Here is a 13,462-nt window from a genome sequence, read left to right as displayed (position 1 = left end):
TGATTGATTAGAAAATATATGCTGTTGGGAAATAATTTTAAATGACCCGATAGAAATTTTAATTTTATTTTTAACTTGGAAAAATTATGGATTTAAGTTTAGTTTTCAAATCAGGTGATGTGGTACTGATTGGTGTATTTGTCCTGATGTTGTTGATGAGCGTAGTAACTTGGAGCGTCATTGTGATTCGCTGCATCAAATACCGCAAAGCGAAAAAAGGCAATGCACAGGTAAAAGAGTTGATGCTGAATGCGTTTACGCTGGCTGATGCTGTACAAAAAGCCAAAGCGGTAGAAGCACCGATGAGCCGTGTTGCAGATGAATCTCTGCGCGCGTACCAAAATTACCGTCAAACGACGAGCAAATCGCTGATTGACGAATTGCCTTTGAACGAATACTTGGTCGTTCACATCCGTAACAGTTTGACCCAAACCATGCGCCAGTTCGACTACGGTATGACCGCTTTGGCCTCTATCGGTGCAACCGCTCCGTTTATCGGCCTGTTGGGTACGGTTTGGGGTATTTACCATGCCCTGATCGGCATCAGCGAAAGCGGTCAAATGAGCATTGCTGCGGTAGCCGGTCCGATTGGCGAAGCTTTGGTATCGACTGCTGTCGGCCTGTTTGTGGCGATTCCGGCCGTATTGGCGTACAACTTCCTCAATCGCGGTACAAAAACCATCGCGCAAGATATGGATGCATTTGCACATGACCTGCATGTCCGCCTTCTGAACCAAAAGGATTAAATCATGGCTTTCGGATCAATGAATTCCGGCGATGATGCGCCGATGTCAGATATCAACGTTACGCCTTTGGTGGACGTAATGCTGGTGTTGCTGATTGTATTTATGATTACTATGCCGGTGCTGACCCACTCGATTCCTTTGGAGTTGCCGACTGCTTCGGAAAAAGCGGCGAAAGAGGATAAGCAGCAGCCTAAAGATCCTTTGCGTTTGAGTATTGATGCCAGTGGTGCTTATGTCGTTGGCGGCGATTCGGATACCAAAGTGGATTTGGCAACGGTAACTGCCAAGCTGAAAGAGGCCAAAGCGAAAAATGAAGATGTGATTGTGGCGATTGCGGCGGATAAAGCGGTTGAATACGATTACGTCAACCAAGCCCTGCAAGCGGCACGCGAAGCCGGTATCAGTAAAATCGGTTTTGTAACGGAAACCAAGGCGCAATAATCCTTTTGAACACAATAAAGGCCGTCTGAAATTTGAGTAAAGTTTCAGACGGCCTTTTGTTGTATTTGGTAACTATATGTCCAGGCTGTATAATTAGCGGATTAAATTCAATAATGACAATACAGGAACAGCCATGACAGAAACCATCGAACGCGACAGTATGCAATACGATGTCGTGATTGTCGGCGCAGGCCCATCGGGTTTGTCCGCCGCCATCAAACTCAAGCAGCTTGCCGAAAAGAATGGACGCGAAATCAGCGTTTGCGTGGTGGAGAAGGGTTCGGAGGCCGGTGCGCACTCGCTTGCCGGTGCCATTATCGATCCGATTTCTTTGGATGAGCTGATTCCTGATTGGAAAGAAAAAGGCGCGCCGCTGACACGCACAGTGACGAAAGACAGGGTTGTGTTCCTGACCAAGAAAAAAGCGTTCAACCTGCCGATTACCCCTAATTTCGACAACCATGCGAACTACATTGCCAGCTTGGGCGAAGTTGTCCGCTGGTTGGCAGAGCAGGCGGAAAATTTAGGCGTGGAAATTTATCCGGGCTTTGCCGCTGCCGAAGTGCTTTATCACGAAGACGGTTCGGTCAAAGGCATTGCGACCGGCAATATGGGCGTGGGTAAAGACGGCAAACCGACCGATTCATTCCAGCTAGGCATGGAGCTTTGGGCGCAGCAAACCATATTTGCCGAAGGCTGTCGCGGCTCACTTTCCAAGCAAGTCATTGAACAATTCAAGCTCGACCAAAACAGCGAGCCGCAAACTTACGGCTTGGGCATTAAAGAAATTTGGGAAGTGCCGTCTGAAAAACATCAGCCCGGTTTGGTTATGCACAGCGCAGGCTGGCCGTTGGACAGCAAAACCTACGGCGGCTCGTTTATTTATCACTTTGACGAGAACAAAGTCGCTGTCGGCTTTGTGGTCGGTTTGGATTATCAAAACCCTTATCTGTCGCCGTTTGAAGAGTTCCAACGTTTCAAAACCCATCCTGAAATCCGCAAACCCTTTGAAGGCGGCCGCCGTATCGCTTATGGTGCGCGTTCGCTGATTGAAGGCGGTTTGCAAAGCCTGCCGAAACTCTCGTTCAAGGGCGGCGTTTTGGTCGGCGATGCTGCAGGTTTCCTGAATATGCCGCGCATCAAAGGCATCCATACGGCCATGAAATCCGCCATGCTTGCCGCAGAAGCCGTATTTCCTTTGTTAGAAAACCTCGAAGAAGTGGAAAGCTTCGACAGCGGCAAAGAGGCCACCGATTATCAGCAACGCTTTGAACAAAGTTGGCTGTATCAAGAGCTTTACGCCGCGCGCAATGTCCGTCCGTCATTCAAATGGGGCGTTTACCTCGGCTCCGTCTATACCGGTATCGACCAGATGATTTTCAGAGGCAAAGCCCCGTGGACTTTGAAACATCACGGCAAAGACAACGAGCAGCTCAAAAAAGCCGCTGAATGCAAGCCGATTGACTATCCGAAGCCCGACGGCGTTTTGACCTTCGACCGTTTGAGCAGCGTTTTCCTTGCCAACCTTGCGCACGAAGAAAACCAGCCCGACCATTTGGTGCTGAAAAATCCGCAGGTCATGATAGATGTAAACTACAAAGAATACGCCTCGCCCGAAACCCGCTATTGTCCGGCCGGCGTATATGAAATCGTCGAAGAAAACGGCAATCCGCGCCTGCAAATCAACGCCGCCAACTGTGTTCACTGCAAAACGTGCGACATCAAAGACCCGACACAAAACATCACTTGGATTTGTCCTGAGGGCGCGAGCGGACCGAATTACGGCGGAATGTAATTTACTGTTTTAAAGTCAAAACCTAAAGACCGTCTGAAAAGTTTTAGACGGCCTCTATCCTATTATTTCATCAATGGAAGCATTATGAACACGCACATTTGGCAGGCAGGCCGATTTGAAATCGCCTTAGACAAACCGAAAATCATGGGCATCGTCAATCTGACCCCCGATTCATTTTCCGATGGCGGCACCTATTCGCAAAATGTCCAAATAGCATTGGCACATGCCGAGCAACTGCTGAAAGACGGTGCGGATATTCTCGATATCGGCGGCGAATCTAACCGTCCGGGTTCGGATGATGATGTTTCTCTCGAAGAAGAATGGGCCAGAGTGCAGCCGGTTTTGGCGGAAGTGGCCAAGTGGAATGTTCCCGTCAGCTTGGATACGCGCCACACGGCGATCATGGAAAAAGCCTTGGCGCAAGGCGGCGTGGATATTATCAACGATATTGCCGCATTGAGTGATGACGGCGCAGTCGCCTTGCTGGCGCAACAGCCGACGACAGGCGTGTGTCTCATGCACATGCAGGGTTTGCCCAAAACCATGCAGCTTAATCCGCAATACCAAGATGTTGTCGAAGAAGTCGCGCGTTATTTAAAAGCACGCGCGGCAGAATGCGTTCAAGCAGGCATTGCCCCTGAACGCATCACGCTAGACCCCGGATTCGGTTTCGGCAAAAACCTGCAACACAACATTACCCTGATACAACATTTGCCTGAATTGATGGACGCAACCGGATTCCCACTCCTGATCGGCGTATCGCGAAAAGGTATGATTGGCGAGCTGACAGGCGAACAAGATGCCGCCAAACGCATACACGGCAGCGTCGCAGCCGCTTTGGCCACTGTCGCCCGAGGCGCGCAAATCATCCGTGTTCACGATGTCAAGGCAACATCGGACGCTTTGAAAGTTTGGGAAGCATTGGGCGTATCGGCATAATGCCCGGATAGAAAACCGACAGGCCGTCTGAAACATTTGCCCGGCATCTTGAACAAGCAACAAGTTATGCTATAATCCGCTTCTACTCTTGACGGGTCTGTAGCTCAGGGGTTAGAGCAGGGGACTCATAATCCCTTGGTCGTGGGTTCGAAACCCACCGGACCCACCAAATATTAAAAATGCCCGAGGCTTTTGGCTTCGGGCATTTTTGTATTTATTAGTTTGTGAAGGGTTGGAATATAATGTCGAGTATAGCAATTCGGTTATGTCGTCTAATATGTTTTTTAGGAAAAATCCTTTTTAAAAAAGAAGGAGTAGTTTGGTGGAGTTATTTCCTTATTTTCAGTTTTTTTTAGCATTTTTGTATTTTATTGCAGTTATCATTAATCTAGTAATGCTATATAAAATATTAAAATCAGAAGGGATGGATATAGGTTTTTTTGAATATCTATTTACTCATAGAAGTATGCAATTAAAATTTTTCAAGATACTGTTTGGAATACAAAAAATCTCCAATAAATTTTATTTGAAAATATTAAGAATAAATTTTACGGTTGCTATGATTATTCTTATTTTAGGTTTTTCTGTTGTCTTATATTCGATATATTTAGCATAAAAATTAACCTATCGAATGAAAGTCAGCTATTTAAGCTGTAGAGTGTTTTGTAAACCAATGCCGTCTGAAAATCTCCATTTCAGACGGCATTTTTTATTATTTCAGTAATACCATTTTAGTATGGCTGGATTGTTTTCAGACGGCCTGAAGATTTAGTCGGCCGTTCCGCGTATTTCGTTGATCGGGATGCGCGGTGTATAAAGTATGTCGTAAGTTGGCTTGTCCAGCAGATCTTGCAGTGAGTATTGATCTAAGTGACTGAAAAAAGCTTTGATGGCGCCGGTGATGATACCGGTCAGTCGGCAGGAAGGGGTGATGAGGCATTCGTTGTTGTCGCCCATGCATTCGACGACCTGCATCGGCTCAAGATGGCGTACCACTGCACCGATATTGATGTTTTCAGGATTGTCTGCCAAGCGCAAACCGCCGCCTTTGCCGCGTACGCTGACCAGAAAACCGCCTTTGACTAATGAGGTAACCACTTTCATCAAATGGCTTTTGGAAATATTGTAAGTCTCGGCAATGGTGCCGATATTGACGAGGGTGTCGTCGTTGATGGCGGTATAAACCAATACGCGCAATCCGTAATCGGTATGTTGGGTCAGATACATGGCTGGCTCTTTAGATATTTTTATTATATGTCAAAAGCGTAGTGCTTGGAGAGGGGCTGTTTGACTTTATGTGGGATTGGGTTTCATAATATCTGAAACATTTGAATTAATCCAGTTTGACAAACTGTTACCATTATAACGAACTTATGAAGCCCTTGAAACGCCATCCTGCCTTAATAGAACTTTCCCGCGAACATCATGGCTCGCTGTCGTTGTGCGTCCGTCTCCTGCGTACGCCCGATCAAAGCCATCAGGCGGAGCTGGATCCTCATTTTATTGAGCTTGAGCCACATTTTTTGGAAGAGGAAACCATGTTTGCGCCGTATTGGGATAAAATTGACCCTGCGTTGCGGCAGCGTTTTGAAGGCGATCATGCCAAATTGCGCGCGATGATGGCGCATCCTGAATATATGAATGAATCATGGAATAAGGAGTTTGCTGTTACTTTGCGCGATCATGCGCGCTTTGAGGAGCGCGAGCTTTTCCCTGCGATTGAACCTTTTTTGCCTTTGCCTGAGAATGTGTAACAGGGAAAGGAATCGATGGCCGTCTGAAAAGTTTCAGACGGCCTCTGTTGCTGTTTTATGATGATATAAAAATTGAAGGAACTACCATGACCGATTTGTTCAAACACCCGGTTTGGGCAATGGCCTTCCGCCCGTTTTATTCGTTGGCGGCTTTGTATGGCGCATTGTCTATACTGCTTTGGGGCTTCGGCTTTCAGGGTACGCCTGAGTTGCCGGGTTTTTATTGGCATGCCCATGAAATGATTTGGGGCTATGCCGGATTGGTTGTCATTGCATTTTTATTGACGGCCGTGGCGACTTGGACAGGCCAGCCGCCGACACGCGGTAAGGCGTTGGCCGGTTTGACAGCATTTTGGCTGTTGGCCCGCATTTGTATGTTTATCCCCGGTTGGGGTGTAACGGCAAGCGGCATATTCGGTACGATCTTTTTCTGGTATGGCGCGGTATGCATGGCTTTGCCGGTAATCCGTTCTCAAAACAAGCGCAACTATGTTGCCGTGTTCGCTATTTTTGTTTTGGGCGGCACCCATTTCGCCTTCCATCTGAAAGTGCAGCCGTTTGATGCCATTGCGCTGATGACCGGTTTGCAATCCGGTTTGATTATGGTGGCCGGGTTTATCGGTTTGATCGGTATGCGGATTATCTCGTTCTTTACGTCCAAACGCCTGAACGTGCCGCAAATCCCCAGCCCTCAATGGGTGGCGCACGCATCGCTTTGGCTGCCTATGCTGACCGCCATGCTGATGGCGCATAACATTTTGCCGGGATTGGCCGCGTTGTTTGCTCTGGCTGCCGGTGTGATTTTTACCGTGCAGGTGTACCGCTGGTGGTATAAAGCCGTACTGAAAGAACCTATGCTTTGGATTTTGTTTGCCGGCTATCTGTTTACAGGTTTGGGCTTGATTGCTGTCGGCATTTCTTATTGGATTCCAAGTTTCCTGAATTTGGGTGTGCACCTTATCGGCGTTGGCGGTATCGGCGTGCTGACTTTGGGCATGATGGCGCGAACCGCGCTTGGCCATACCGGCAACTCCATTTATCCGCCGCCTAAAGTGGTTCCTGTCGCCTTTTGGTTGATGATAGCCGCAACGGTTGTCCGTGTTTTGGCTACCTTTGTGAGCGGTACGGCATATACGCACAGTATCCGCTGCTCCGCCGCTTTGTTTGCCGCCTCTTTGCTGTTGTACGCATGGAAATATATTCCTTGGCTGATCCGTCCGCGTTCGGATGGTCGTCCGGGCTAACGGTTTGGCGAAATGAAAAGGCCGTCTGAAAAGTTTCAGACGGCCTTTATTATTGATAATAAAAAAAGCCTTTCAGAATATGAAAGGCTTTTATTGAAACTGTGGCCTCGCCAACAGGAATCGAACCTGTATTTTACGCTTAGGAGGCATACGTTCTATCCGTTGAACTATGGCGAGGCGGTAAAGGAGGGGATTTTAAACCTTTCCGGCAAAAAAAGACAATAAGCCTGCGGCAATCAAAGGGCCGACCGGAATGCCGCCGACAAAGGCAACGCCGATGACCGTGCCGATTAATAATCCGGTTACCAAAACAGGCTGTTCGCTCATCAATGGAACGCCGCGTCCGGCAAGCCAGGCAACCAAAATACCGATAAGGACGGCGGCAATCATTTTAAAATTGATAAACTCGGAAACCGGCGGAATCTGGATTTTACCGGAAACCAGCGGGCTCAATACGCCGATGGTCAGCAGGATGATGCCCAGATGCAAACCGTGTTTTTCCACCAAGGGAAGATATTGCGACAAGGCCGTCTGCTGCATGAGCAGCAATACCGCCGCCGAAATCGTAATCGAGTTGTTGTTGCTGACGACGCCCAAAAAAATCAGCGTAACCAGAAACAAAGGGACAAAGCTGAAATTCATCGGATTAAGATACTCGGGCCAAAGATTCTTTTGCCAGTTGGATCATGGCTTCTTTGACTTCGCTGTCAGGCAATACGTCCAATGAAGCGATGGCTTTGTCGACGGCTTTTTTCGCTTCGGAAATCGAATACGGCAAAGCGTCGGAGTTGACGACATAATCGTGGATTTTTTCAAAATAGCTGCGGTCGGCATTTTCCAAAGCATGGCGCACATCGTTGGCGGCCTGCTCGGAGCCGTTTCGCATCAGGTAAATCAATGGCAGGGTAGGTTTGCCTTCTGCCAAATCGTCGCCGACGTTTTTACCGATTTCTTCGGTTTCGCCTGAATAGTCCAATACATCGTCAATGATTTGGAAAGCTGTACCGACGTACATGCCGTAGTCTTTCAAGGCTTGCTCGTGTTCGGGGGAAGCTTTGCCCAAAATTGCGCCGACTTGAGCGGCCGCTTCAAACAATTTTGCTGTTTTGTATTGGATAACTTGGACGTATTGCTCTTCGGTAATATCCGTATTGCCGATGTTCATCAGCTGCATGACTTCGCCTTCGGCGATGATGTTGGTCGCATCGGCCATCACTTCCAAAATACGCATGCTGCCCGAACCAACCATCAGTTGGAAGGCGCGTGTATAGAGGAAGTCGCCGACCAAAACGGCCGCCGCGTTGCCGAAGAGGTTGTTTGCGGTTTTACGGCCGCGGCGCAATTCGCTTTCGTCAACGACATCGTCGTGCAGGAGGGTGGAGGTGTGGATGAATTCCACCATCGCCGCCAGCGAATACAGCTTTTCATCGTCATGCCCGACTGCTTTGCCTGCCAAAATGGTAATAATCGGACGCAGTCGCTTACCGCCCGCGCTGATGATGTATGTGCCGATTTGCGAAATCAGCGCGACATCGGATTGAACAGCTTGGTTGATGACCGTGTTCACTTTGGCAAGGTCATCGGGCAGGTGGCGTTGGAAGTAAGGCAGGTTTTCGAGCATAAAACATTCTCTGTTGATAAAACGGAGCGGAGGCTCCAATGAATCTGTTTAAACCCGTACATTCGGTCGGGGTAGTGATGTTGCATAAAGATATCAGCAATCCAGCGCGTGATTATATCAGTTAAAAAGCATGCAACATATCTTTCAGACGGCCTTTTTAGTTGTAAATAAAATAAATTTTGACAAAACAGGCAAATAGAAATAGAATAGCTCGTTTCGCACATGGTGTGCGGAATGTTAACCTAATTCTCATGGAGTTGAGTATGTACGCGGTCGTAAAAACCGGCGGTAAACAATACAAAGTTTCCGTTGGCGAAAAATTGAAAGTAGAACAGATACCAGCCGAACTCGACAGCCAAATCGAACTGACTGAAGTTTTGATGATTGCTGACGGCGAATCTGTAAAAGTAGGCGCACCTTTTATCGAAGGCGCAAAAGTAACAGCCAAAGTCGTTGCTCATGGTCGTGGCGAGAAAGTACGCATTTTCAAAATGCGTCGTCGCAAACACTACCAAAAACGCCAAGGCCATCGCCAAAATTTCACCCAAATCGAAATCGTGGCAATCGCCTAATTTCAAGTAAGTTCAGGAGTATTACAAATGGCAAGTAAAAAAGCAGGCGGTAGCACCCGCAACGGTCGCGATTCAGAAGCCAAACGCTTGGGCGTTAAAGCCTACGGCAACGAGCTGATTCCGGCAGGCTCCATCATCGTTCGTCAACGCGGTACTAAATTCCACGCAGGTGACAACGTAGGCATGGGCAAAGACCACACTTTGTTTGCTAAAGTCGACGGTTACGTTGAATTCAAAACCAAAGGCGCGCTGAACCGTAAAACCGTCAGCATCCGTCCTTACACCGGTTCTGAAGAATAATCGTTTTACGATTGAAAGCCGCATTCCCTTTTCGGAATGCGGTTTTTGTTTATCTGAATGTTTGTCCGTTTGATAAAATCCGTATGTCGTGAAGCTTGATTTATATTAAGGCCAAAGTAAAAACGCGCTTACAATTGATAACATTTGTTTTATTCTATCAATGCTTTCTATATAATCTATCAAATGCCTTTGATTTACCCTCATGTAGCTAAACACAGTAAACTTAAGGCCGTCTGAAAAAATCCGTATCAGTTGAATACAAGGAATTCCTCCCATGAGCTTACACAGTGATATTCTCGTCGTCGGCGCAGGCCCTGCCGGATTAAGTTTTGCCGCAGAGTTGGCCGGAAGCGGGTTGAACATAACCCTGATTGAAAGAAGTCCTTTAGAAGTGTTGCAAAATCCGCCGTATGACGGCCGTGAAATCGCACTGACGCACTTGTCGCGCGAAATCATGCAGCGATTGGGTATGTGGGATTTGATTCCGAAAGACGAAATTTATCCTTTGCGCGATGCCAAAGTGTTGAACGGTCATTCCGATTACCAGCTCCACTTCCCGCAACCGACTGAGGCGCGCGGCGAGCCTGCCGATTGCTTGGGCTATTTGATTTCCAATCACAACATCCGTAAAGCCGCTTATGAAGTCGTTTCCAAATTGGACAACGTGAAAATTCTGACCGGCACCAATGTTAAAGAAGTTAAAACTTCCGACAATGAGGCGCAAGTTATTTTGGAAAGTGGCGAAGTATTGACCGGCCGTCTGTTGTTGGCCGCCGATAGTCGCTTCTCGCAAACGCGCCGTCAACTGGGCATTTCTTCAGATATGCACGATTACAGCCGCACCATGTTTGTGTGCCGCATGAAGCATACTCTGTCCAACCTGCATACCGCATATGAATGCTTCCACTACGGCCGCACCATTGCGTTACTGCCTTTGGAAGAACACTTGACCAATACCGTGATTACGGTGGACAGCGATAAAGCCGAAACGATTAAAAATATGTCGCCGGAAGAGTTGGCAGCCAGCGTGAAAGAGCAACTTAAAGGCCGTTTGGGTGATATGGAATTGGTCAGCACCATTCACAATTATCCTTTGGTCGGTATGATTGCCCAACGTTTCTACGGCAAACGCAGCGCGTTGATCGGCGATGCCGCAGTCGGTATGCATCCGGTGACGGCGCACGGTTTCAACTTGGGTCTGGCAAGTGCCGATCTTTTGGCTAAATTGGTTCTCGAAGCCGAGCAACGCGGTCAGGATATTGGTGCGAAGAGTCTGCTGGAAAAATACAGCACCAAGCATATGTTGCATGCCCATCCGATTTACCACGGCACCAATATGCTGCTGAAACTCTTTACCAATGAAACTGCTCCAGCGAAACTGCTGCGCGGTTTGGTATTGCGTGCAAGTAATAACTTCCCACTGCTGAAAAAACTGATTACCAAACAATTGACTGGTTAATTGTTTAAAACATAAAAGGCCGTCTGAACGATTAAAGTTTCAGACGGCCTTGTTTTTTATCTACTGCTTATTTGGCTAAAACTGATTCGGGCATTTCTTGACGGACGTTTAAGGAAGTCAGCTTTTTGGTCAAGATGCTCAATACGATGCCGTAGGCAGGCAGGAAGAAGAGGGTGCAGATGGCGAGTTTGAACAGATAATCGACAAATGCGATGCCCTGCCAATTTGCCGCCATAAATTCATCGTTGCTTGCATAAAAGGCAACGGCGAAAAACACCAGCGTGTCCAAAGCATTGCCGACAACGGTGGAAGCAGTAGGGGCAATCCACCATGATTTCAGACGGCGTAATCTGTTGAACACGAAAATATCGAGGATTTGCCCAAGCGCATAGGCGGAAAAGCTGGCCAATGCGATACGGCCGACGAAGGTGTTAAATTCGGTTAAAGATGCCCAGCCTGTCCAGTTGCCGTCATGAAAGAGGACGGAGAAGACGTAAGAGAGCAGCAGGGCGGGGAACATAACCCAAAAAATAATCCGCCTCGCCAACGGCGCGCCGAAAATGCGCACTGTCAGGTCGGTAGCGAGGAAGATAAAGGGGAAGGAAAATGCGCCCCAAGTGGTAAAGATACCGAAAGTTTGAAAGGGGAACTGCACCAGATAGTTGCTGGCGGCAATAATAAAAATATGGAAAAGCACCAGCCAGAAGAGCGCTTTCTTCTGCTGTGCGGCGGTAAATTCGTACATGGAAATCTTTCGGAGTTTTTCAGACGGCATGAGGCCTTGCGAGACTGTGCAATAGAGAAAGTCTTGCAATGAAAAGGGCGTTAGGCCGTCTGAATAGGATTATTGTGTATCGTGCTCAAACAGGCGTTTGCGTGCCAAAGCTTCAAACTCTGTGCCTGCTTTGCCGTAGTTGGCAAACGGGTGAATGGCGATGCCGCCGCGCGGTGTGAATTCGCCGAATACTTCGATGTATTTCGGATCCATCAGGGCGATGAGGTCTTTCATGATGATGTTGACGCAGTCTTCATGGAAGTCGCCGTGGTTGCGGAAGCTGAAGAGATAGAGTTTCAGGGATTTGCTTTCCACCATTTTGATATGGGGGATGTAGCGGATGTAGATGGTGGCAAAGTCGGGCTGGCCGGTCATCGGGCAGAGGCTGGTGAACTCGGGGCAGACGAATTTGACGAAATAGTCGTTGTCGGGATGTTTGTTGTCGAACGCTTCCAAAATTTCAGGCGCGTATTCGCTCGGGTATTGGGTTTTCTGGTTGCCCAAAAGGGAGATGCCTTGCAGCTCTTCGTTGTTGCGGAACATGAGGTTTCCTTAGTTTTTTAATGTGGGAGGTTTTCGAACCACGGGGTGCGGATTGTAATATAAATTGCATGGCTTGTGCGGATTTTATAGCGATGAATCAGCAAGATAGGTTTCAGACGGCCTGTTTTGTATTTTATGAAACCTGTTTTCAGCTTTACAATAGCAGCCAATCAACAGGCCGTCTGAAAGTATTTGTATGTCTTTAGCCCAACCCAAACGTATTCTGATCATCAAATTGCGCCATCATAGCGATGTGCTTTTGAGCACGCCGGTGGTCGATGCGCTGAAAACCCGTTTCCCCGATTGCGAAATCGATATGCTGGTGTATGCCGGTACGGGGCAGCTGATTGCCGATAATCCGCAGATTGCGCAGATTTTTACCATTGATCGAAATTGGAAGAAGCTGGGTGTATTCAAGCAGTTGGCGTGTGAGAAAAATCTTTTGTCTAAGCTGAAGGCGCGCGATTATGACTGGGCTTTCAACCTGTCCGACCAATGGCGCGCGGCAATAATCGCCAAACTGTGCGCCCGTTGCAGCGTGGGTTTGGACTGCATCAAGCGCGACGGTTTCTGGTGGCGTTTCTGTCATGATTTTATCAACCATGAGCTTGATACCAGCCATCATATCGTTGAAAACCAGTTGAATATCCTCGCGCCGCTTATCCAGCCGGAAGACGTGGCCGATGCGAAGGTACGCCTTTGGGTGGCACAAGATGCAAGGGAAAGCATGCGGCAGAAATTGCGTGAGCAGGGTTGGAGCGGCGAAGATTATGTGTTGCTGCACCCGGGTGCGCGTTGGCATTTCAAATGTTGGGAAGACGGCAAAAACGCCGCTATCGTACAGCTTCTGCTCAACAGCGGACAGAATGTCGTATTGACTGCTTCTCCCAACACTGTCGAGCAATACATGCTTCAGGAAATTATAGGCCGTCTGAATATTCCTGAAGGCAGAAAAGTATATGTGCTGTCCGGATGCTTGAGTCTGCGTGAATTGGCGGCGGCCATTGAGGGCGCCAAGCTGTTTGTCGGTGTCGATTCCGCACCGATGCACATCGCCGCAGCTTTGGATAAACCGCAAATCGCTTTGTTTGGCGCGTCATGGGTGGATAAATGGCGTCCGTATTCCGAAGAGGCCGAAGTCATTTATGCCGGCGATTATGCCGAATTGCCTCACCCCGACAGTATCGATACCAACGATCCGACACGTTTGTTGAAAGCGATTCCGTTGCAGGATGTATGGGACAGAATTTCGGCCAAATTGGAGGCTTAAAAC

Annotated in this window: 15 protein-coding genes, 2 tRNA genes and 1 riboswitch; of the genes, 11 read left to right on the top strand and 6 right to left on the bottom strand. The window is 48.2% G+C overall.

Translation table 11 applies throughout. The features are described 5' to 3' along the window. The first annotated feature begins 86 nt into the window (after positions 1–86). The 5 genes from HMPREF3052_RS02935 to HMPREF3052_RS02915 all read left to right on the top strand — a co-directional run bounded on the left by HMPREF3052_RS02935 (position 87) and on the right by HMPREF3052_RS02915 (position 4,090). On the top strand, positions 87–746 hold the full coding sequence (locus HMPREF3052_RS02935) for a MotA/TolQ/ExbB proton channel family protein (protein ID WP_003686817.1): 660 nt from the start codon (positions 87–89) through the stop codon (positions 744–746). Between the two features lie 3 nt (positions 747–749). Next, entirely contained in the window at positions 750–1,187 is a 438-nt protein-coding gene (locus HMPREF3052_RS02930) for an ExbD/TolR family protein (RefSeq protein ID WP_003686804.1), read from the top strand. Positions 1,188–1,320: 133 nt separating this feature from the next. Beyond that, the gene (locus HMPREF3052_RS02925) at positions 1,321–2,982 is read left to right on the top strand and encodes an electron transfer flavoprotein-ubiquinone oxidoreductase (protein ID WP_070748412.1); all 1,662 of its coding nucleotides are present in this window, start codon (positions 1,321–1,323) and stop codon (positions 2,980–2,982) included. An 84-nt stretch (positions 2,983–3,066) separates the two neighbouring features. After that, positions 3,067–3,921 carry a dihydropteroate synthase gene (folP, locus tag HMPREF3052_RS02920; RefSeq protein ID WP_070748410.1) on the top strand — a complete coding sequence of 285 codons (855 nt, stop codon included), beginning with the start codon at positions 3,067–3,069 and terminating at the stop codon, positions 3,919–3,921. A gap of 93 nt (positions 3,922–4,014) precedes the next feature. Next, a tRNA-Ile gene (locus tag HMPREF3052_RS02915) sits at positions 4,015–4,090 on the top strand. Between the two features lie 599 nt (positions 4,091–4,689). Here the strand turns inward: HMPREF3052_RS02915 and HMPREF3052_RS02905 are convergent. Further along, the gene (locus HMPREF3052_RS02905) at positions 4,690–5,148 is read right to left on the bottom strand and encodes an RrF2 family transcriptional regulator (protein ID WP_049337024.1); all 459 of its coding nucleotides are present in this window, start codon (positions 5,146–5,148) and stop codon (positions 4,690–4,692) included. A 146-nt stretch (positions 5,149–5,294) separates the two neighbouring features. Here HMPREF3052_RS02905 and HMPREF3052_RS02900 point away from each other — a divergent pair, with 146 nt between their 5' ends. Next, positions 5,295–5,675 carry a hemerythrin domain-containing protein gene (locus HMPREF3052_RS02900; RefSeq protein WP_049321982.1) on the top strand — a complete coding sequence of 127 codons (381 nt, stop codon included), beginning with the start codon at positions 5,295–5,297 and terminating at the stop codon, positions 5,673–5,675. Between the two features lie 86 nt (positions 5,676–5,761). Further along, on the top strand, positions 5,762–6,919 hold the full coding sequence (locus HMPREF3052_RS02895) for an NnrS family protein (RefSeq protein WP_070748408.1): 1,158 nt from the start codon (positions 5,762–5,764) through the stop codon (positions 6,917–6,919). 102 nt (positions 6,920–7,021) lie between these two features. On the opposite strand, the gene HMPREF3052_RS02890 is transcribed toward HMPREF3052_RS02895, so the two are convergent. The 3 genes from HMPREF3052_RS02890 to ispB all read right to left on the bottom strand — a co-directional run bounded on the left by HMPREF3052_RS02890 (position 7,022) and on the right by ispB (position 8,540). Then, positions 7,022–7,096: transfer RNA gene (locus tag HMPREF3052_RS02890), tRNA-Arg, on the bottom strand. Positions 7,097–7,114: 18 nt separating this feature from the next. Next, positions 7,115–7,561 (bottom strand): DUF441 domain-containing protein, encoded by a 447-nt coding sequence (locus HMPREF3052_RS02885; protein WP_004518807.1) that lies wholly within the window; start codon positions 7,559–7,561, stop codon positions 7,115–7,117. Between the two features lie 4 nt (positions 7,562–7,565). Further along, on the bottom strand, positions 7,566–8,540 hold the full coding sequence (gene ispB, locus HMPREF3052_RS02880) for an octaprenyl diphosphate synthase (protein ID WP_070748405.1): 975 nt from the start codon (positions 8,538–8,540) through the stop codon (positions 7,566–7,568). Positions 8,541–8,803: 263 nt separating this feature from the next. Here ispB and rplU point away from each other — a divergent pair, with 263 nt between their 5' ends. From rplU to ubiM, 3 genes are all read left to right on the top strand, one after another. After that, positions 8,804–9,112, top strand: a complete 309-nt coding sequence (gene rplU, locus HMPREF3052_RS02875; RefSeq protein ID WP_002216394.1) for a 50S ribosomal protein L21 — start codon at positions 8,804–8,806, stop codon at positions 9,110–9,112. A gap of 27 nt (positions 9,113–9,139) precedes the next feature. Then, a complete protein-coding gene (gene rpmA, locus HMPREF3052_RS02870) occupies positions 9,140–9,412 on the top strand; it encodes a 50S ribosomal protein L27 (RefSeq protein ID WP_002212328.1) in 273 nt (90 codons plus the stop codon). A 274-nt stretch (positions 9,413–9,686) separates the two neighbouring features. After that, the gene (gene ubiM, locus HMPREF3052_RS02865) at positions 9,687–10,871 is read left to right on the top strand and encodes a 5-demethoxyubiquinol-8 5-hydroxylase UbiM (protein WP_070748403.1); all 1,185 of its coding nucleotides are present in this window, start codon (positions 9,687–9,689) and stop codon (positions 10,869–10,871) included. Between the two features lie 67 nt (positions 10,872–10,938). On the opposite strand, the gene HMPREF3052_RS02860 is transcribed toward ubiM, so the two are convergent. Beyond that, entirely contained in the window at positions 10,939–11,616 is a 678-nt protein-coding gene (locus HMPREF3052_RS02860) for a 7-cyano-7-deazaguanine/7-aminomethyl-7-deazaguanine transporter (RefSeq protein WP_070748401.1), read from the bottom strand. Between the two features lie 99 nt (positions 11,617–11,715). Further along, positions 11,716–12,189 carry a preQ(1) synthase gene (gene queF, locus HMPREF3052_RS02855; protein WP_070748399.1) on the bottom strand — a complete coding sequence of 158 codons (474 nt, stop codon included), beginning with the start codon at positions 12,187–12,189 and terminating at the stop codon, positions 11,716–11,718. Between the two features lie 3 nt (positions 12,190–12,192). After that, positions 12,193–12,237, bottom strand: a riboswitch (PreQ1 riboswitch). Between the two features lie 148 nt (positions 12,238–12,385). Between queF and rfaQ the strand changes: the two genes are divergently transcribed. Beyond that, on the top strand, positions 12,386–13,459 hold the full coding sequence (gene rfaQ / locus HMPREF3052_RS02850) for a putative lipopolysaccharide heptosyltransferase III (protein WP_070748397.1): 1,074 nt from the start codon (positions 12,386–12,388) through the stop codon (positions 13,457–13,459). Positions 13,460–13,462 lie beyond the last annotated feature (3 nt).

The sequence above is a fragment of the Neisseria sp. HMSC056A03 genome, from assembly GCF_001815685.1.
GTDB lineage: Bacteria > Pseudomonadota > Gammaproteobacteria > Burkholderiales > Neisseriaceae > Neisseria > Neisseria subflava.
Note: the sequence above shows the minus strand (reverse complement) of the source record. Positions and strands in the feature narration are given on the sequence as shown.